This window comes from Kaistella pullorum (assembly GCF_014837035.1).
Lineage (GTDB): Bacteria > Bacteroidota > Bacteroidia > Flavobacteriales > Weeksellaceae > Kaistella > Kaistella rhinocerotis.
The window spans coordinates 222567-243019 of record NZ_JACSPS010000002.1; the positions used below are offsets into that span (position 1 = coordinate 222567).

The window sequence follows — 20453 nt, forward strand, 5'->3', positions numbered from 1 at the left end:
CCATTTCCTGCTTTCCATTTCGCCATCCGGGTAGGTCTGCAGTATTATAATATTCTCCTCGAGCCGCAACCGTCTGAACGGCTTAATATTTGCAAAAAACTTACGGGCGCTTCAAAATTTAGGATCATCTTTTTGGGCGCCTTCATCCGTCTTCCGCTGCAATCTTTTTGTTCCGCTTTGCTTCACAAAAAGGATTTCCGCTCAAGCCGGGGCGCGGGTGCCTTTAGTGAAACGCTACCCGTCACAGCTAAGTAATGCATTTAATTAAACCCCAATATCATGGCATTAGAAAAATACCGCGAAAAAAGATCTGAAGATAAAACACCGGAACCGTTTGGTGGCAAACCTTCAGGCAAAGAACTGCGTTTTGTCATTCAAAAGCACGATGCCTCACATCTTCATTACGATTTCCGGCTTGAGATGGAGGGCGTTTTGAAAAGTTGGGCAGTGCCGAAGGGACCGTCAATGGATCCTGATATCAAAAGGCTCGCGATGATGGTGGAAGATCATCCGTACGATTACCGGACGTTTGAAGGCATCATCCCGAAAGGCCAGTACGGTGGCGGCACCGTGATTGTCTGGGACGAAGGTACCTATATTCCGTCGGACGTAGAAGGGGATATTAAGGCATACGAAAAAGAACTTCGCAAGGATTTGGAAGCCGGACGGCTGAAATTCAAGATGAATGGTAAGAAACTGAAAGGCGAATTCGCCCTAGTAAAAACGAAAGGTCGCGGTGAAAACAGCTGGCTTTTGATGAAGCTCGAAGATGAGTTTGCAACCAAAAAAGACATCACCAAGCTGGATGAGTCGGTTATTTCCGGAAAATCCATTGCGGAAATGGAAAAATCTCCGGACAAGGTGTATGGCGAAGAAGATGCAGAAAAGAAAGAGAAGAAGACTAAAGCTAAAAAGACAGAAAAACCTTCCTCAACTAAAAAAGATACCGCGACAGAAACCTCGAAACCTAAGAAATCTTCGAAGGATAGTAAGACGGTTGAAAAACTACTGAAAAATGCGCCCGCGCAGAAGTTCTATACTTCCGTAGACCCAATGCTCGCTACGCTGGTGGATAAACCTTTCGACAGTGATGAATGGATCTACGAAGTAAAATGGGACGGTTACCGCGCTGTTGCTTTCATGAATGACGGCGAAGTGACGATGAAATCGCGAAACGACAAAAGTTTCGACGAAAAATTCTATCCCATCTACGACGAACTTAAACAAATTAATTTAAATGCAGTGATTGATGGCGAAATCGTTGTTGTAGGTTCGAACGGCCAGGCGAATTTCGGGGCGCTGCAGAACTGGCGCAGCGAAGCGGACGGTGACCTGGTGTTTTACGTTTTCGATATTCTGTGGCTTGACGGTAAAGATTTGAAAGCATTTACTTTAATGGAAAGACGCGAAATATTAAATCAAATCCTGCCCAAAAGCGACAGTATCCTGCTCAGCGAAGCCTTTGAAACCTCCGGCATAGAATTTCTCGAAACTGCCAAAAAAATGGACCTCGAAGGTATTATGGCCAAACGGAAAGACAGCGAATACCACACAAAGAACCGCACAAAAAATTGGCTCAAGATCAAAGCCAACAAAAGACAGGAAGTGGTGATCGGCGGTTTCACGCTCAACGATGACTCGCGTAAACAGTTCAGCAGCCTTCTGGTGGGCGTTTACGAAGGAAAAAAACTGGTTTATACAGGCAAAGTGGGAACCGGTTTCAACACGAAAGACCAGAAGGAAATGATGGAACAGTTTAAACCGCTGATTACAGATAAACCGCCATTTGACAAAGAACCGGATGTGAACAAAGCGTCACGTTTCCGGCCAGATCCACCCCACGCTACGGTAACGTGGCTCAAACCCAAACTCCTGTGTGAAGTGGCATTCACCGAACTTACAACAGACGGCATCATGCGCCATCCCTCATTCCAGGGGATGCGGGCTGACAAAAAAGCAACAAGTGTAACCCTCGAAAAAGAACAGGCTGTGGAAAAAATTGTAGAAGATGCGGCGCCGATCATCGCAAAACGTGGCAAAGCGCCCAGAAAAACCCTTTTGAACCCAAAAGAAAAGAGTCAGGTTAAAAAAATCAACGGCAACGAAGTGAAATTCACGAATCTTGATAAGATCTTCTGGCCCGATGAAAAACGCACGAAGCGCGACCTAATCAACTATTATTATCAGGTTGCGCCTTACATTTTGCCGTATCTGAAAGGCCGGCCGCAAAGCATGAACCGTTTTCCGGATGGAATTGACGGTGAGAGTTTTTACTTTAAAGATGTCACCGGAAAGGCACCGAAGTGGGCCGATACGTTCAAATATGTAAGCGATTCTGACGGCCGCGAGCGAAAATACCTGGTAGGGAAAGATGAGGCCACACTGCTTTTCATGGCGAATCTTGGCTGCATAGAGATGAATCCGTGGAACAGCACGGTGGAGAAGCCGGATAACCCTACATTCTGCATCATCGATCTCGATCCTGACAAGAATTCTTTGGATCAGGTGATTGAAACCGCGCAGGTCACAAAACAACTGCTCGACGATATGGGCGTACCTTCGTATTGCAAGACCAGCGGGTCAACCGGTCTGCATATTTACATTCCGTTGGCGAATAAATACACCTATGAGGAGTCTAAAGAATTTGCGCGTGCGCTGGTAACGCTGGTCAACCAGGAGTTGCCAGACATCACGAGCATCGAAAGGATCGTGAAAAACCGTGAAGGAAAGATCTATCTCGATTTCCTGCAAAACCGGCCGCATGCTACAATTGCAGCTGCCTATTCTGTAAGACCTAAACCCGGCGCCACCGTTTCGATGCCACTACATTGGGATGAAGTGAAAAAAGGTCTTAAGATGAGCGACTTTACTATTAAAAACGCGCTGGAGCGGTTGAGCTCGGAAGGTGATATTTTCAAACCCGTCTTAGGCAAAGGTATTAATCTTGAGAAAGTGCTGAAGAAATTTGAAAAAAGCAGAAAATAAAAAGTGGCAGTTTTTAAATTTAAATCCTGTGACAGCGGGCTTTTATTTAAACAAAAAAAAGGATCTAGGTGATCCTTTTTTTATGGCAGGCTACCACCCATTTGTCGCGCCTACAGTTCGGACAGTCACCGGGCGACCCTGCCGTTTTCTCTTCCGTGTATGCGCAGAAAATGCACGAATAATAGTCGGGCCGGTCTATCGTTTTTACCGGATTTGAAAGCGAACCAAGCATCACCGAAAGTCCCGGTTTGGTATTTTCTTCTGTGTAGAAAAACGTACTAAGGCCACCGGATGTCTCGGCAATCGCAGTTTCTACCTGACCGAGTTGCGAAACGCCGCGAAGCCGCAGCTCAGCGAAAAATTCATCGCTGCCGAGATTTTCTTTTTTAAAACTGTCGAGTACAAAAACACCGTCCTGAATAAGACAGGCGGGTTCGCCTTCCACCATATCTTCAAACTTTTTCGATTTTCCCAAAAGGAAGGTAAGGCCGGCATAAAGTGCGATGATTATAATAAACACGAGCAGCGAGAATACAATCCCAACTTCTTTATAGAACATGGGGTCGCCCGCCGCGGAACCCAGTCCGATAATCACGACCAATTCAAAAACCGAAAGCTGCTTTACGCCTCTTTTCCCAAGGAATCTCAGCCCGATGATGATGATCAGGAACATGATGACGGTGCGGATCGCAACTTCAGGCAGAAAAGACCAGTCTTCGGCGCCAAGCATTAAATCCGTCCAGTCGATGGCTAGTATGGTATTCATTTTATGCATTGTTTCGGCTCGTATAGCCAAAAGAGTGCCTTATTTTTTCAGCCTTAACCTCAACCTCAGCCTCAACCAAGTTTCATCGTCAGCTGCACTCTTTTCCTGATTTCATCCACCTCTGTCACGCGAACCTGAACATGCTGGTGAAGTTTCACGACCTCATTTACATCCGACACGAATCCGTCTTTCAGTTGTGAAATATGCACCAGTCCGCTTTCTTTGATACCGAAGTCTACGAAACAGCCGAAAGCCACAATATTATTCACGATGCCGGGAAGTATCATTCCGGTTTTTAGATCTTTAATGCTTTTCACGGACGGATCAAATTCAAAAATTTTCGCTGCTTTGCGCGGATCGAGACCAGGTTTTTCCAGTTCCTTCAGGATGTCTTTAATGGCGAGAATCCCAATGGTTTCGGTCACGTATTTTTCCGGTACGATTAGTGCAATTTTCTCCTTATTGGCTATTAAATCGGAAGTTTTAAGTTTCAGGTCTTTAGCCATCTGCTCCACAACGGGATAGGCTTCCGGGTGAACGGCCGAATTATCAAGCGGATTTTTTCCGTTTGAAATCCGGACGAAAGCTGCGGCCTGCTGATATGCTTTTTCCCCAAGGCGCGGGACTTTCTTCAGCTGTTTCCGGTCTTCGAAAGCACCGTTCTCCGCACGGTAACTCACGATATTCTCCGCCATCTTTTCGCCGATACCGGAAACGTAACTCAACAATGATTTACTGGCGGTATTCAGGTTGATGCCGACTGCATTTACACATTTCATCACCGTTGAGTCGAGTTCATTCTTAAGCAAAGTCTGGTCTACATCGTGCTGGTACTGCCCGACACCGATTGATTTTGCATCGATCTTCACGAGTTCTGCCAGCGGATCTGCCAGTCTTCGCCCGATCGAAACCGCGCCGCGTACGGTGACGTCATAATTCGGAAATTCATCCCGCGCGACCTTGCTTGCGGAATAAACCGAGGCGCCTGCTTCGGACACGACGAAAACCTGCGGCGGTTTATCGAATGCGATTTTCTTAATGAAAAACTCGGTTTCGCGGCTTGCCGTTCCGTTGCCAATCGAAATCGCTTCAATATTATAGGCGTTTACCATCGAGCGGATTTTCTTCATGGCCATGCCGGTTTCATTCTGGGGCGCGTGCGGATAAAGGGTTTCATTGTGCAGCAAATCACCTTTCTCATCCAGGCAGACAATCTTGCAACCGCTGCGGTAGCCGGGATCTATGGCCAGAATTCTCTTTTCACCCAAAGGCGGCGCGAGCAGAAGCTGTCTCAGATTTTCCGAAAAAATATCGATGGCTTTGAGGTCGGCTTCTGCTTTCGCTTCCTGCAGGCCTTCGTTGGAAAGAGCAGGTTCAAGAAGCCGTTTGTAGCTGTCGGCAATCGCGATAATGATTTGTTCCGCTGACGCGTTATCGGATTTCAGGACGGCATTTTCAATCAGGCGCAGCGCTTCATCTTTATCGATATCTACTTTGGTCTTTACAAAGCCTTCAGCTTCGGCTCTCAGCATAGCCAAGAGGCGGTGGGAGGGAATCCGGCTGAGACTTTCCTGCCAGTCGAAATACTGGCTGTACTTCTGCGCAGCTTCGCCGTCTTTTTTAGATTTCACAACTTTGGAACTGATGACCGATTTCCGCTGGAAAAGTTTCCTGAGGATTTTCCTGACATAACCGTTTTCGTTGATCCACTCAGCGATGATGTCGCGCGCGCCCTGCAGGGCTTCTTCCACCGAATCTACGTCCGCATTCAGGTATTTTCCGGCGATATAATGCAGGTCATCAGACTTCTGGCTCATGATGATTTTAGCCAAAGGCTCGAGACCTTTTTCGCGGGCACTGTCGGCCTTTGTTTTTCGTCTTTTTTTAAACGGCAGATAAAGATCTTCAAGTTCCTGCAGATCGAAACTTTCATCGATGCGTTTTTTTAGGTCCGCGCTTAATGCGCTCTGCTCCTCAATTGATTTAAGTATGCTTTCCTTGCGCTTCACTGTTTCCTGAAACTGGCTGTTCAGTTTTGCGATCTGTTCGATCTGCACCTCATCCAGATTTCCGGTGACATCTTTCCGATAGCGCGAAATAAACGGAATGGTGCAGTCTTCGGCCAAAAGCCGGAGCGTTGCGCTGATGTTTTGTTCGGAAATGGAAGTGGATTGCTGAATGAATGCGGTGGCCGTCATTAAATATTTTTTTTAAGACCGCTAAAATAGGCAGAAAAATCGAGTGACTGAAGCACTTTACCCTCTGAAACCGCAGGCGGAAAAAGTTTCAGGAACTGACGGAATTTAGCAATGAAAGTTAAAAAGCCAACGAAAGTTCCGGCTTCTTAGGCGTTGTGCTTCAGTCTGCGCTTTTTACAAATATAACAAACTCATTATGGGTGGCAGATTCGCGCTGATGCAGACTTCCGTGGAGATTTTCAACGCGCGAGAGAATGTTCTTTAGCCCATACCCGGTGGAGCGGTTCATTTCTGCAACGAAGTCATACTTTGCACCGTTATCTTTGTAGGTAATGATATTGTGCTTCTTCGCGGTGGTGAGCGTTATACTGATGTCTGTGGCGCCGCCGTGCACGCAGCTGTTGGTAATGAACTCACGTAGGATAAGAAGTACATCATAGGAGGACTGTTTTGAAAATTCAATAAACCCAAGGTGATTAAGTTCGTAGGTAAACCCATACCGAACACTGCTTTTGCGCAGGAAATCTTCCACCGAAGCAATAAAACCGTTGTTACTCAGCAGCGGGGGCATCAGGTTATAGGTAATCTGTCTGATCAGCTGCTTTGTATCCTTTAGCTCATCGTCTATCCCATTAATCACGCCCAGGACTTCAGGGTCTTTGATTTGGTTTTTCAGCATTCCGAAGTAGATACTGATGGACACGAGATTTCCGATTACCGTATCATGCAGATCGGAGGAAATGCGGGCTCGTTCTTCTTTTTCTTTATTAAGTATCGCCCGCATACGCAGGAACGCCTCCTTTTTCTTCAGTTTGTAGAGCCTGCTCTGGTAATACAGGGCAAGGAAGATGACCGCAACAGCCAGGAAGACCATTATTGCGGTTCCGAACCAAAAAAATAGTTTTAATTCCGAATACTTTTCCAAACACCTATTGTTAATAATGTCCTTAAAATCAGCGCGGCAACTACATTTAACATCCAGTAGTTCAGAAATATCACAGAACCGTCAGTCTGAATGATGTCACTGAGTAAAAATAAAAAAAATGTAGTGGAATAGTAGATAAACAGACCCGCAATGTTATAAAAATCAGGCAGATCCCAAAGGTTGGGAACCTCCATTTTCCTGAAGATATCGGTAAACCACAGAAACGTCATTACCATCACAAAAAGAGTAATGGTTCCGGAGAAGACTGCCTGTACGTGCAGAAAATGACTCAGGCTTCTGGGAGCTATAAAACAGCCCGCACCAGCCACCAGGGCAAAAATTACCATGGATACTGTAAAAATACTTCTGTATTTTGGGCGGTTAATTTTAAAAAAATAGTAAAAAATGCACAGAAACGCAAGAATATCGTATACGGTAAACCATACCCGTGAATCTATTTTTAGCATCACGGTAAAAATCATTTCATAAAGTGAACTCGCGGCTGCCAGATAGATAAATGGTTTTGCAGGCATGGTATTTGGGATTTTACTTTTAAGTAAAACCAATGCTGCAAGAGGAAGAAATCCCGCAAAAAAGGTAATATACAGCAATACAGGCATTACATTAACAGGGATGATGATGTGCAGCCTGGGGGACAGGGCGTAAGTTTGTCTAAAATAATACCGGTTTCCATATCTTTTCCGTCAGCATCGACGCCGATCAAAACCCTGTTCTGCATATCGTCCTCCTCACAGTATCCGTTGTAGATTCGGATACCCAGACAGCCCGGCTGTTCAAGAATTTTCCGAAGGATTTCTGCTCCGACAAGGAAGGCTTTCTTTTCGTTTAGATTACGTTTCTGAAAAGCATGGGTGTACCGTCTGGCTTCCTCCAGGCTAATAATTTCTCCTGACTGTGTGCTGAGCTCCATAATAATTAGTTAAGGGTAAAAATACACAGTTTTATTGAAAGATTCGAAATTATTCCAGTTCGCGGCACCAATATTCACACTTTTTCTGGGTGAAATAAATCATGACTTTTAAAAATTGGGGAAATGGCTTCTTGCAGTGCGGATATGTGTGGCTGATTTTGTGAGGATTCGGTGTGACGCTGAAAAAAATTAGGACCCAATAAGCGGAATGAAGGATTGGGCAGAAATGGGCTCACGCTGCGTCGGGTTGCCATCCTATTTTTGAACCCTACTTAAAATAACCTAATTTTTATGAAAAAACTATTATTTACTGTTGCCATGCTTGCAATTGTATGCTCATGTGAAAAAAATGAAAGCCTGGAACCAGAAACATTTACTACTTACTCTACATCGGAGCCAATCGCCACTGAAACTGAAGAAACTATCGAAGAAACCTCATTTGAGTCCGGTAGTTCAGAAGCAGATATCAATAAAATGCTCGACAGTTATGAGGAGTACATGGACCAGTATATCGCCATGTATAAAAAGTCTCTGCAAGGCGACCAACGTGCGTTGGCAGAATATCCTCGATTAATGCAAAAAGCGGTGGATTTTAATACCAGGCTAAAGAGCATCCGTGAAGAACAGTTTTCCGCACAGCAGCTACAACGTATGAACGAGATCAGTTTAAAGATGATAGAAGCAACGCAGAGCTTACAGCAAAGTATGCCGGAAATGAATTTTGAGTAACAAAGCAGAATTCGCTTATTAAACTTTAGAATAGTGATGGCTTGCAGGTAAAGTCCGGTGTTTTTTCACCGGGCTTTTTTTTAATCTGAGCAGTAATTTTAGGACGGGTCATGTTCGTTACTTACACAATGTAAGTACGAAATAGACTCAATATCGTCTAATAAAACTAATGGTTTATAATGGATCCATGATGTTTCAATGTGGGAAGTTGGCCGAAATAAACATCGGAAATTGTGTCAGCGGAACAGGAAGTCATGTTTGAAGATGTGCCGCCTGAGAAATTACCGCGTGCAGCCGGTAATGTGAAACTGACCAAGGGACGCAATATAACTGACGGTAAACCCCAGGAACATGGGATCAGATGCATTTGGGCAATATTGGACAAATATAGTTAGTGTGGAAGAGATACTTTTGAAAAAAATAAAATATCTATTTTACATGAAAAAACCATTACTTTTTATGCTGCTGATCGGCAGTTTGATTTCAGCTCAAGAAAAGGTTTCAATAGGAGTAATTCCCTTTACTTCCAGCTATGACAAAAGCATTACGCGGACGATTGAAGAAGCAGTAACTAATTCCTTTGCAAAAACAAAAAGATTTGACATAGTAAGTCGTGCTCAAATGGAAGCTCTCCGCAATGAAAGAGAACTTCAAAAAACTGAGGATTTTATGGATGGGACTTTTATCGCAAAAAGTAAAAATTTAGGAGCCCAATATTTAGTTGCAGGAAACATAAACTCGGTAACCGCTACGGAACAGAACCATGTTGATTCAAAAGGTAAACATTATACTACCTATGACTCCACGATTTCGCTGGATATAAAACTCATTGATATTGAGACGGGGAAAATTCTCGCTTCCGATATGCTTGCTACTAAAGCAGACAAAGGTATTCTTTCGTTGAAGAGCTGGACTAATGTCCTAACCGGAAAAGACCCTCAAAATACCCAAGAGGCCTTTGCAGTAGCTGTCCAGGATATAAGCGGAGCAATTGACAAATTCGTAGGTGCTAATTTTCCTGTCTCCTTTCCAATTGTCGAAATCCAGGAATTTGATAGTAACAGTGGTGCAAAAAAGATTTTAATTGCAGGAGGGTCAGCTTTTGGTATTAAAGAAAAAGATAAACTTATAGTATCAGAAGTTATCGAAGTAGAAGTTGCCGGGAAAATGATGAAACGGAAAAAGCCCATTGGGGAACTAAAAGTAATTAGAATAGAAGATGAGAACTTTTCTGTTTGCGAAGTAAAAAGCGGCGGGGTAGAATTAAGTAATAAATTTAAGGCTAAGGCAAATCTTCAAATAATTACAAGCTGATTGTGCCGATTTTATGTTGCGGGTATCTGCATTTTGAAATAGAGCAATTCACTTTCATTGAATTTCCATCCTACATCACGCCTTCGAGCACTTTTTATTTTTCAGTTTTCCAGTAGTACAGCTAATAGGACCCATCTACCAGGAGAATTGTGGATACACACTTTACACAACAATATCATGAATAAACTTTTACTCGCGGCAGTATTATTAACTGCTTACACCAATGTTTTTGGACAGACACAAGAACAAATTGAAACTTCAAAACAGAGAATTATAAAAATTCAGAAGTTAGAAACCCCAAAAGAAACTGCAATTTCTTCTATTGACGGTCTTCAGATAAAAATTGCCTCCACTGCGTTGGAGTCCGCAGCTATAACACCGCTGCTTCAGAACCTGTACTACCGGTCCGTCGGTCAGAGTGTTGACGGTGTAACTGATGTTACTGTTAAGAAACCTACCCTGAGAGAACTTGAAGAACTCGCCGTGAGAATATATTCACAGTCAAAAAACCTGGAAAACATTTCCTCTGATGTTGCCAGTGCATCAAAAGATGCGTCTGAAATTAAAAATCCGCTTAAAATTGCCAAAGCTTTACAAGCTGTTAATTATGCAAAAACTGCTGTAGCGCTTTTAGGTGAAGAGACACTTTTTCAGGCTACCGCGATTAAGAGCATGATTCAAACGATTCGCACTTCAGAGAATCTCTAATGTACAGAGCACTTCTTTTCTTACTCCTTCTGCTGCCTGTGACGAAGCTCCCGGCACAGGAGGATACCAGAGCCGTAGTGGGAGTAAGCGCTTTCACCACCAATGAAAGCGACAGGTTTGTAGGTCTGGTCACTGAAAAAGTCGTGGAAATGCTTACCAATACAAAGAGATTCCGTGTCGTAGACCGAACCAGCAGTGAAAAGGTTCGAAATGAACTAGAACTGCAGAAGTCCGAAGCATTTATAGACAGTAAAAACCGGGTGGAGCAGGGAGCCAGTATGGCAGCTGAAAAGATAATTACCGGACATATCACTAAAATACCGGTGTATGCAATGAAGAGTGCGGCTGGAACAATCACCGGTTATAAAGCCAGCGTTGCCTTTCAGATGAAAGTTGTAGACGTGGCTACCGGCCTCAGTACTGATGCTACAAGCTTTGAAGGGAAAGCTGGCGATTTGATGCTGTCCCCGGAAAGTGCCGTGCAGCATGCCATGAGATCTTTACAGGGTGAAATCAACCAATATTTTAAACAGAATTTCCCGGTCCAGGGAAAAGTGATAAAAATACTGGAGTCAGAAAACAGGGGAAAATTCCTGCTGAATGTGGGTAAAAACAATGCAGTCGCAGTGGGAGACAGGTTTACAGTAGAAAAAACGGAAATTATTGAAGGCCAGAAATATCCTCAATTAATCGGTACAGTGGAAGTGATAAATCTAGCCGGCGAAAACCTCAGCGAAGCAGTGGCAGTAGACAGGAAGTCCAGTGAAAACCTTTCTTCTAACTATTCAGATTCACAGAAACTGGACTGTACGCTTATCATTAAAAAATAACAGATGAAGTACCTCTATATTTTGTCACTTACCGGCCTGTTTTTTATTTCCAGCTGCACACCGCAGCGCAGAGTTTCCCAGATACATGTTATCGAGAGCAACAGTACATCTATAACTCTGGATGTAAACTCCGGTAATCCGGAATACGCGGCCATTTACCAATTATTATTTCGGGGATTTCCTGAAAGCAATCAGACTTTTCCTTTGATATCTACCTCCGAAGAGCTGATACAGAAACAGAATCCTGCTTATTTTAAAAACTTCTTCGAAAAGAACCGCTATAAAACATTTGTCACGGTCGCCTCGCGGAACAAAGATGGCAGTTGCCGGATTGTCCTTAACACTAGGGCCCTTAAATTAGATTTAGAACAAAATTCCATTATCCGAAACTTCGGTTACTAAAATGAAAAAATTTCTCCTGAAAACTATACTGCCAGTGGCACTTGTCCTGGTGAGTACTAAAGGATTTGCCCAAATGTCTGCTTCGAACGTGCAGACCGTGCAGCCAAAAATTATGGTCATTCCTTACGTAAAAGAAGGTGAAGACCTCCGAACCATTCTTGAAAATGATGTCAACAAAAGGATAGCGCTTACAAAAATAAAAGAGGTTTTTGACAATCGTGGCTTCACGACCGTAGATTTCGTGGCCAAACTAAAATCTGCAAAAGACAATAATATCTTCACATCTGACAATCAGACTGATCTTAAAGACCAGATCGTCCAAATGTCCGGTGCTGATATCTACGTTCAGGCAGAAGTAACCGAAAACCGGACGCCTTCAGGCAATTCCGTTTCGGTAGTAATGTCTGGCTATGAAGCTTCTACAGGAAATTCGCTGTCCAATAAAGTGGGTGAAAGTGGCAAATTCTATACAGATGATTTTGGTAAGCTGGCTTCCAAAGCGGTAGAAAGCGTTTCTGAAGAATTCCTGAACGTGATGCAAGCTAAATTCACCGATATTGTCCTGAACGGTAAATCTATCAACATTGATATCAGTTTCGCTCAGGATTCAAAATATAAAATGTCTTCCGAGATTGCACCGGAAAACCTTCCTCTTTCCGATCAGATCGAGATGTGGATGGAAAATAATTCCTACAAAAATAACTATCACATACAGGGTACTACAGACTTTAGGATGATTTTGGACGATGTGAGAATTCCGCTTAAAGATTCGACAGGAAAAAACTACAATGCCAACAAATTTGCGCTCGAAATGTTCAAGTTCTTCAGGAATTTAAATCTCCAGACAGACAAAGATATTAAAGGAAATACGATCTATATCACCATTAAATAATGATTAAAAAATTATTACTTTGCGCAGCATTTATGGCTTCGGCGGCCGCGTATTCGCAAACACAGGAAGATCTGGGAAAGATTCAACTCTCAGTTTCCTTTACCGAAGCTCAGACAGAACGTTTTGAGCAGGATGTATTATTGAAAACGGAGTCAAAACTTACGCAGTTACTTGCCGACTATGGAATTGCAGCGACAAACTATAACAATGGTCTCCTCCTTCAACCCAATATCATTATCAACAGCCAGGATGTTGTGGAAGGCGGCATGCAGAATATCAACGTGATTACTATGACCCTGCAGCTTGTGATAAGACAGGATCAGACTGATATTATTTTTTCCTCTTATTCCAAAACCTTAAAAGGAACCGGACGAAATACGGCCTTGGCTATTAGTAATGCGCTAAATACCCTCTCTGCTGGCGACCCGTCGCTGGTCGCCTTCCTGAACAAAGGGACAGATAAAGTGCTGAAGTACTATGAAAGCAACTGTAATCAGATCATTTCAAAATCAGCCAACCTTGATAAATCCGGAAAATATGCAGAATCGTTAGCATTGTTGGCATCCATTCCAGATGCGGCACGGTGCTATAATACCGCACAGTCAAAATCACTGGAAATTTTCAGTAATCTTCAGCGCAAGGAGTGTTCAGCATTCATCAGCGACGCAAAAATGTTTATTGCGCAGAAAGATTATTCTTCTGCTTTTGAAGTTCTCTCCAGAGTCGGCAGCGTATCTCCCTGTGCGGCCGAAAGCAGTCTGTTGGTTAAAAACATCGAAAACAGGATAACGGCGGAGGAGAAAAAACAGTGGGATCAGCAGATGAACATGCGGAAGGATCATGTCGCCCTTGAAAAACAAAGGATCAGTGCGATAAAAGATATTGCTGTATCGTTTTATAACAGCCAAAAACGTCCCGGAAATGTGATTATTGTACGGTGACAAGTCCGCGTGGTTTATCATCATGGTATCCGGGTTCTACCTTGCAGATCGGATTTATATGCAATTACAGGAATTCTGGTGCAGAGTTCAGCAGAACATTCCGTATTGTGGAATAAAAAAATCCTTGTAAGAAGGAAATTAAAAATTCGGTTAAAGTTTTTTTAGCAGGTAGTGGTAATTATATACAGAAATATAATCTAAAGGCGCAAAGTAACAAGGCTTCCGCGTACAGCATTACCAAACTTTATTGCCCTGTCTTAGTGGTATCACCTTTAATCTTCTTTCGTTACTCCGCACGGTGAAATGTATATGGTTGCTCATAATGACGTAACCAAACAGCACCATCCCTTTATTTTGATGCAGAAGTCGAAACAGTTTATGATAATGTGGCGATAGGTTTTCCTTGTGAAAATATCAATCCAGTCAACAACAGTAGCCGTAATAAAATGTGGCTTTTCATGATCTCTGATAACGTAACCGGTTTTCATTGGTTGTGTTTTATCAAAGATAAATAATTTTTGTAGAAGGCTCAAAGTCAGGAGACTTTGCGCAGCGGGGTTCGAATTTAATTTCTCGGTAGCGGGGGCTTATTCTATGATAATACATTTACCATCTAATAAATCTTTTTCAATATGTTTAAATTTACTTTTAATAATTTTCCCCGTATTGTATTTTGCTGTTACAATTTGATTTCTAAGCGTTGATTGATTGTTATTTTGATTAACGATCTTGTTATTTCTTACAAAAGGAATATTAGTCACTTGGTCTCGTATACTAGCTGCTAAACTTACATCAATAATTTCAGGTATAAATTCTTTAATATTATCTAGTTGCACTAATGTTTTGTTCGCGCTTTCAACCGCTTGAATTTTAAAATTTAATTGTAATTCACCAATAAATTTTATATACTGTGCCAAAGCACTTACATGGGTTGAAAAATTATTTTCTACTTGTCTTAATAACGTTAAAACTTCCTCTGAATAAGTTATTGCATTTTTAAAATTTTTCTTATGTATCGTTTGGAACAAGGCATTCAATATAAACATGTAATCGGATTCTTGTAGTATATAATCTTTAATATTCACTGATATCTCATCTATGTACAGCTTAAATTTCACTATATCAATATCTTGGGAACTGCGGGAAGATAAAATACGATAAATTGCTATGCTTTGAGAGGTATCTAATTTATCACGTTTATCACTTAACAGGTATTCACATAATTCCGGAATATTGTTTTCTTCTTTTAATAAAAGATCAATGCATTCCTTTTCACCCTTTAGTAAATTAGTTGATATATATGTAAAGAGAATATCAAATGCAGTTGTATCACTTCCTAAAACTCCATTAAAAAAAACAGGCAGATTTATTCTATTAAATGATACAGGGTAATAATTTTGTTCGGAAAAATTTAATCTCTCACTGACAATGAAATTTACAAGTTCTTGCTTTGTGTCGTTTGTATCTCTTCCTAAAATTTTAAGAATGTTAATTTTATTTAGTAGTAAAATTGGTCTAACGTCAGCTGTTGAAAGACTAAGAGCAATGTTGTTTTCGTTAATTGATTCATCCCACTGTTCCTGCTTTTCATATATATTCGATTTAAAAAAATGAGACAGAGTTTTAAGTTCTTGCAGTTCTTTACTGTTGATGTAAATATTGTCATTTACCGCTGTGATTAAATCTAAAAAGTCTAAAGCTTTTTTACCATCGGGTGTATTGATAGCCACGTTTAGAATTGCCATTAAGAAAGTAATTGAATTGGTATTACCATTCGATACTATTTCCTCTAAAGTTTTTAGACCATTAATATTACCTATTTTTATTTCTGATAGAGCCAGAAATACCCTGGAGTCAAATTCTACATCCGTTTGAAATTCATAGTCAAGATATTCAATAGCTGTTTCGAAATCACCTAGATGGTAGTAACATAATGCAATGTGATATCTAATCTGTTCACTAATTAAAACCGAATTGTTTTCCTTTAATAATGCTTCAAACGTCCCAATTGCTTCATGGTAAAATCCATGCGAATATTTGCTAATTGCATTTGCATAAGATATTTCGTTCTCTAGTGAATTTAACCACTCAATATTAGTTGTATAACTGATAATTCTGTTTTTAATTGAAAGATTTGAATTAAAGTCAGAGCTTATGATTCCAAAAAGATATAATTTTCTTTTTATTTCATCAGTAATATGTACAGTTTTGTTAGATTGAATACATTTTATAGCTTCTCTCAGTTCTTCGTCGTTTTTAATTAATTCTCTGATGTGATCTACTGGTGCAACATCAAAAGCAATTAAATATTTATTATGTATTAGCTCATCAACAATTTCGTTTGTAATCTGGTTACCTTTTAATAAACTCTTTTCAATTTCCGAACATATATCGAATGTCATACGTGGGTTTCCATTTATCCATTCAAAAATGTGATCTGAGCACTCGTTCGAAATTTGAAGCTTAGATTTATATATAAAGGTGTTATGTTCTTCAAAGGAAAAATCGTCTAAATATATTTTTTCGCCAATATTAAAAGGTGATTTGTTTTTATCTTTAATCAGTTCTGTAGGCTCAATAACTCCTGATAGTATATATGTTAATCTCTCAAGTTCACTATAATTTGTTCTGGAAAAGTAATTGCTTCTAATTTGAGCAAAGATATTGTCTGAGTAAGTTTTACTTTTTAAAGCATCAATCTCATCTAAAATTATCACAATATCACCATCAAATTTTTGTAGAATCAAAAGTAACGACCTCAAATATTCATTGTGTGGAGGCGTATTTTTCCCTCTAATCTGATCAATATTTGGTGTGATTTCCAAAAAAATATTTTCATTCAATTCAATAATTGTGTCAATAATATTTCGGTAGCAATCAACTTCGTTTTCGTAGAGATTGGATAAATCTATGTAAATAATCAGCCTCTTAGAACTTTCCAGATTTCGTTTAGCATTTAAAAGTAAATTGGTTTTTCCCATCTGTCTTGCTACCAATACATATCCTGGTCTCTGCATCTCATCAATTATATTTTTTAATTGATAATCCGCCTGTCTTTCGACGTACAGATGGTCTGGTATTGTGGTGTAATTTTTTAAAATTCTCTCCATTTTAAATGTTTTCTTCTATGGTTTTAGAGATAACCTGCTTAATATTTTGTTCATTAGTTTCCGCAAGTATTGAGATCTTTCTGAACATTGTTTTTAGTATTCTTGGTGAATCAGATGAATTGGCAATGATTTCTTCTTTTAAACCACTATCATACAACTTGATTACAGGACAAATTCTGTCATACAAATTTGATAAACTTTCTTTCCATTCATTTAGATCGATAACCTCAAAATATTGTGAAATTTTAGAGAAATTCGAAGTTGAAATTTTTGGATTATGTAATGTAGATATAACAAATTTTAATTTTCCATTTGGATAGGTATTATTATAATGAATTACAACAGCACTTAATGATTTAGTGATTTTTTGAAGTAATTCGTAAGGTAATGTTGTCAATTCATCAATAACAATAACAAATTTATCATCGTCTATTTTTTCGCATAATTTTATAATAGTCTTTATTTTATTTTTTTCAGTATCATCCCGCTCTAAACCATATTTTATTTCGATGCAACTTATTATTTCTTCTAAAATTTGTTCAGGATCTTCTATAATGATTGGACTTAAATCGCAATAACAAAAAGAAATATGATTAATTATTAAATTACGATGTAAAAATGCGGTTTTCCCTTTTCCAGAATCTGCGTGAATCCAAATATTATTTGCGCCTAATGTGATAAGAAAGTTCTTATCCACTTCTCGCTCCTCATAAAATGGTTCACAACTAATTTTATAGTTATTGAATAAAACAAGCCGTAAGTCAACATTTGGAGCATGAAATTGAGTTAATAAGGTGTTAAATTCTTCATAATTTATTATCTCGCAGAAATATTTCATTGGAACAAAACATATTTTACCATTTGCCCAATTCGGATGCTTTACTCTACTTTGAATGCCGATAATCGAGATATGATCTTTTTGTACTGAGGCAATCCCACCACCAGACATCCCTTCAATTTGCTCTTTATTTAATACATCATTTGTTAGTTGAGCATTTTGAGAATAATTTCCTGAAGCTTCTATTTCTCTAACATTGTATGTTGTATATTCTTCACCCAACTCTTGATCAAATTGATTTGGAAACCCATTTAAATAATAGCCATCGCTGATTATTGGAATATCATTTATAACAATTTTATCATATCCCGGCGACAAATAATCAATTTTTAATATTGCAGCATCAGCCTCTTTATGAGGAAAATATGTTACTCCTCTGATAAGCGTATAGTCTATCGGAGTCTTCGTCCACTTATCTCCAACATATTCTTGCCTAACAATCGATATTATTGTTCCATCGGGGATCGGAGGAATGATCTCATCATCCTTGTCCCTTGCCCCGTTTTCAAATAAATGCTTTGCGGTAAGTATATAAGTAAATTCATTACCATTAGATATTGGTTGGAATAAACATCCGCTACCATTATTTATCCGAACAGTGTAAAGTTTTAAACCATCTAATGTCATTATCTAATATTCTAATTCTTTTGTAACCTTTGCTTTAAATGGGTAATCATTACGATCCATATCGGTAAATATAGCATTTCGGACGTGTTCGTAGTTGAAGTGAAAGATGGCATCAGGTTTAACATTTACTATTCGAGCTAATGTTCTTTTACTTGGATGATTATATGAGGAACTATCGGTACTTATAATATAATTTTCTGTTTTTACAATTTCTAATAGTTCCTTGTTGGTATTAGCTTTACTGCCATGATGAGAAACCTTCAATACTTCAACTTCTAAAGGGTTGTTCTTACTAAAACCGCGCGTTTTTAATTGTTTTACTATGCCCTGGGGGTGAGAATCTGCCAAAAACAAAAAACGTTTATTGCCCGAAGTCAAGATAAAAGAAATCGAGCTTCCGTTTTTGATACTAGTATCTTGATAAAATCTAAAATCAGATCCGTTTTCTTCTTCAATTAAATCCTTGAGATTTTTATCCCAATCTTTTTCTTTTGCAGCAGTATATGCGGGATCACTGCTTTTTTCTTTATACTCCGTTAAAAGTTTTTTCAGATGATCGTCATTTGGTGAAAGAATTTGAATTTTTATACCGAACTCTTCAATATCTTCCCCTTGAATAATTATTTTCTGATTCCAAATTTTTTTCTCCAGTAAATAATCTTCAAATTGAATAGCCTCATGTACACCTGTTTGAGAATCAGAAAAAATATTTAAACCAACTTTCAAATATTCATTTTCAGGTTCATTGAGATGCCTAGCAATTGATTTTCCAGAGTTAAACCAAATATTTTTGACCAATTCATGCGCTTTATCGTCTAATTCAAACCATTTAAGTAGTCCACAAATATGATCATTGTCAATATGAGTTAGAATAAGTAAATCAATACATTCACTTTTCTTTTTTATAAAATCTAGCTCAGTTTTTAAATCTCCTTCAATGTTACTACTCTGGGAATAATATGTATCAGCAACACCTCCGTCAATTAATATATTGCGATCTTGCTTCCCATCATTAAAAGATAATAGAAGTGAATCTCCATTACCTGCTTGTAAAAATTTTATTTTCATACTTATTTGTATGTCTCTATAAAAAAATGTAGAATCTATCACTCATTGCTAAAAGTACATAAATTCCCCCGCTGCTGCACGAATCCTTTCGTGGCCTAAATTAACCTACTTCACATTCAACAACGTCCCACTTCCGCTTCCAAGCACCGTCGTCGGCATTACGCCGTCCCATTTCAGCACGCGCTGGTATTCAACATAGGTTTGGGTAATTTCCTGCTGCTTAAGGCTGATCGCTTTGGCGTCGGCCTGCGCTCGGATAACCACAGAAGCCGAATCTCCTTTCGCAAGCTGGATTTTTCTTTGCGCATCAGCCTGCGCCACACGTGCCTGCGCTTCCGCTTTAATGGCGTCGGCATCAGCGGTGGCTTTGTCTTCAATCGACTGGCGGATGGCTTTGGGCGGCTGAATATTGGTTTTCAACTGCGATACGAGGAACCATTTTCCGATGCGTTTGTTTACTTCCGACAGAATTTCAGCTTCGTAGGTTTCACGGTTGTTGAAGAGGTAATCAATCGAATGACGGTTCGCCACATCGTTGATCGCACCGATGATGGCGTTGTTGAGCCAGCCTTCCTGAATAGCTTCGAGTCCGCCCTTTTTATACGTGGAGCGCAGGTTGGTAAACATATCCGCCGCGGTGGATTCTTTCACCGAATAGTTGAACGAAGGCTTGATGGGGCAGGGGAAACCGCCTTTGGCCACGATAATGGATTCCGGATATTCGATATGACGCTGGTCGAGCGGTATTTCCTGGATTTCCTGGGTGTATTTATTGTAGAACACGACCCCGGAAACCTCTTCGGTATCAGACGCACCACGCTTGTCCCCCAGTAAGTTGATGAGCAAACCTTTGTGACCCACGCTGATCACGTCATAATTCATGGGCTGCAGCAGCGCTGCGATGCACGCGAAAAAGATGAAGGTGAGTGGTTTCCAGCGCACACCGTTCGGTACCTGTTTGCCGTTTCGGTCAGTGGAATAGGTGAGGATGTCGAGTTTTTTGGTTACGATGCCGATGATGACTACAAGGGCAATGACGAGCAGAAGAAGGAAAGTTAATGACATGAAATAATTTTAAAATATTAATTCGGAAAATACTTTAATTCTGCAAATCGTGCAAGCGTTTTTAATTATTTTAATGTTCGAAATATTAAATACTGTTAAAAATCATTAAATGTGTTAGTTGTGG

The 20453-nt window shown here is 40.1% G+C and carries 17 protein-coding genes; 8 read left to right on the plus strand and 9 right to left on the minus strand.

The features are described from left to right. The first annotated feature begins 279 nt into the window (after nt 1–279). Complete coding sequence (gene ligD / locus H9628_RS05525) at nt 280–2985, plus strand: DNA ligase D (RefSeq protein ID WP_251833127.1); 2706 nt, start codon at nt 280–282, stop codon at nt 2983–2985. 64 nt (nt 2986–3049) lie between these two features. On the opposite strand, the gene H9628_RS05530 is transcribed toward ligD, so the two are convergent. The 5 genes from H9628_RS05530 to H9628_RS05550 all read right to left on the minus strand — a co-directional run bounded on the left by H9628_RS05530 (nt 3050) and on the right by H9628_RS05550 (nt 7805). Further along, nucleotides 3050–3751 (minus strand): DUF421 domain-containing protein, encoded by a 702-nt coding sequence (locus H9628_RS05530; RefSeq protein WP_251833128.1) that lies wholly within the window; start codon nt 3749–3751, stop codon nt 3050–3052. Nucleotides 3752–3822: 71 nt separating this feature from the next. Then, nucleotides 3823–5949: a Tex family protein gene (locus H9628_RS05535; RefSeq protein ID WP_251833129.1), complete on the minus strand. Its 2127-nt coding sequence runs from the start codon at nt 5947–5949 to the stop codon at nt 3823–3825. Between the two features lie 160 nt (nt 5950–6109). Next, nucleotides 6110–6874 carry a sensor histidine kinase gene (locus H9628_RS05540; protein WP_251833130.1) on the minus strand — a complete coding sequence of 255 codons (765 nt, stop codon included), beginning with the start codon at nt 6872–6874 and terminating at the stop codon, nt 6110–6112. Then, nucleotides 6853–7407 (minus strand): hypothetical protein, encoded by a 555-nt coding sequence (locus H9628_RS05545; RefSeq protein WP_251833131.1) that lies wholly within the window; start codon nt 7405–7407, stop codon nt 6853–6855. Before H9628_RS05545 ends, H9628_RS05540 begins: the two co-directional genes overlap by 22 nt. A gap of 86 nt (nt 7408–7493) precedes the next feature. Beyond that, nucleotides 7494–7805 (minus strand): hypothetical protein, encoded by a 312-nt coding sequence (locus H9628_RS05550; protein WP_251833132.1) that lies wholly within the window; start codon nt 7803–7805, stop codon nt 7494–7496. 291 nt (nt 7806–8096) lie between these two features. Between H9628_RS05550 and H9628_RS05555 the strand changes: the two genes are divergently transcribed. From H9628_RS05555 to H9628_RS05585, 7 genes are all read left to right on the plus strand, one after another. Continuing rightward, nucleotides 8097–8534, plus strand: a complete 438-nt coding sequence (locus tag H9628_RS05555) for a DUF6591 domain-containing protein (protein ID WP_251833133.1) — start codon at nt 8097–8099, stop codon at nt 8532–8534. A 351-nt stretch (nt 8535–8885) separates the two neighbouring features. Further along, nucleotides 8886–9848 (plus strand): CsgG/HfaB family protein, encoded by a 963-nt coding sequence (locus tag H9628_RS05560; protein WP_251833134.1) that lies wholly within the window; start codon nt 8886–8888, stop codon nt 9846–9848. A gap of 177 nt (nt 9849–10025) precedes the next feature. After that, on the plus strand, nt 10026–10556 hold the full coding sequence (locus tag H9628_RS05565; protein WP_251833135.1) for a hypothetical protein: 531 nt from the start codon (nt 10026–10028) through the stop codon (nt 10554–10556). After that, on the plus strand, nt 10556–11386 hold the full coding sequence (locus H9628_RS05570; RefSeq protein ID WP_251833136.1) for a penicillin-binding protein activator LpoB: 831 nt from the start codon (nt 10556–10558) through the stop codon (nt 11384–11386). The genes H9628_RS05565 and H9628_RS05570 overlap by 1 nt, the downstream gene beginning before the upstream one ends. 3 nt (nt 11387–11389) lie before the next feature. Continuing rightward, nucleotides 11390–11788 (plus strand): hypothetical protein, encoded by a 399-nt coding sequence (locus H9628_RS05575; RefSeq protein ID WP_251833137.1) that lies wholly within the window; start codon nt 11390–11392, stop codon nt 11786–11788. 1 nt (nt 11789) lies between these two features. Then, on the plus strand, nt 11790–12680 hold the full coding sequence (locus tag H9628_RS05580) for a DUF6175 family protein (RefSeq protein WP_251833138.1): 891 nt from the start codon (nt 11790–11792) through the stop codon (nt 12678–12680). Next, the gene (locus tag H9628_RS05585) at nt 12680–13621 is read left to right on the plus strand and encodes a hypothetical protein (RefSeq protein WP_251833139.1); all 942 of its coding nucleotides are present in this window, start codon (nt 12680–12682) and stop codon (nt 13619–13621) included. The genes H9628_RS05580 and H9628_RS05585 overlap by 1 nt, the downstream gene beginning before the upstream one ends. Before the next feature lie 587 nt (nt 13622–14208). Here H9628_RS05585 and H9628_RS05590 read toward each other — a convergent pair. The 4 genes from H9628_RS05590 to H9628_RS05605 all read right to left on the minus strand — a co-directional run bounded on the left by H9628_RS05590 (nt 14209) and on the right by H9628_RS05605 (nt 20329). Then, nucleotides 14209–16731, minus strand: coding sequence for an AAA-like domain-containing protein (locus tag H9628_RS05590; protein ID WP_251833140.1), 2523 nt, complete (start codon nt 16729–16731; stop codon nt 14209–14211). 1 nt (nt 16732) lies between these two features. After that, entirely contained in the window at nt 16733–18196 is a 1464-nt protein-coding gene (locus H9628_RS05595; RefSeq protein WP_251833141.1) for a hypothetical protein, read from the minus strand. 3 nt (nt 18197–18199) lie between these two features. Continuing rightward, complete coding sequence (locus tag H9628_RS05600; RefSeq protein WP_251833142.1) at nt 18200–19264, minus strand: ComEC/Rec2 family competence protein; 1065 nt, start codon at nt 19262–19264, stop codon at nt 18200–18202. A 105-nt stretch (nt 19265–19369) separates the two neighbouring features. Beyond that, on the minus strand, nt 19370–20329 hold the full coding sequence (locus H9628_RS05605) for an SPFH domain-containing protein (protein WP_251833143.1): 960 nt from the start codon (nt 20327–20329) through the stop codon (nt 19370–19372). Between the last annotated feature and the right edge of the window lie 124 nt (nt 20330–20453).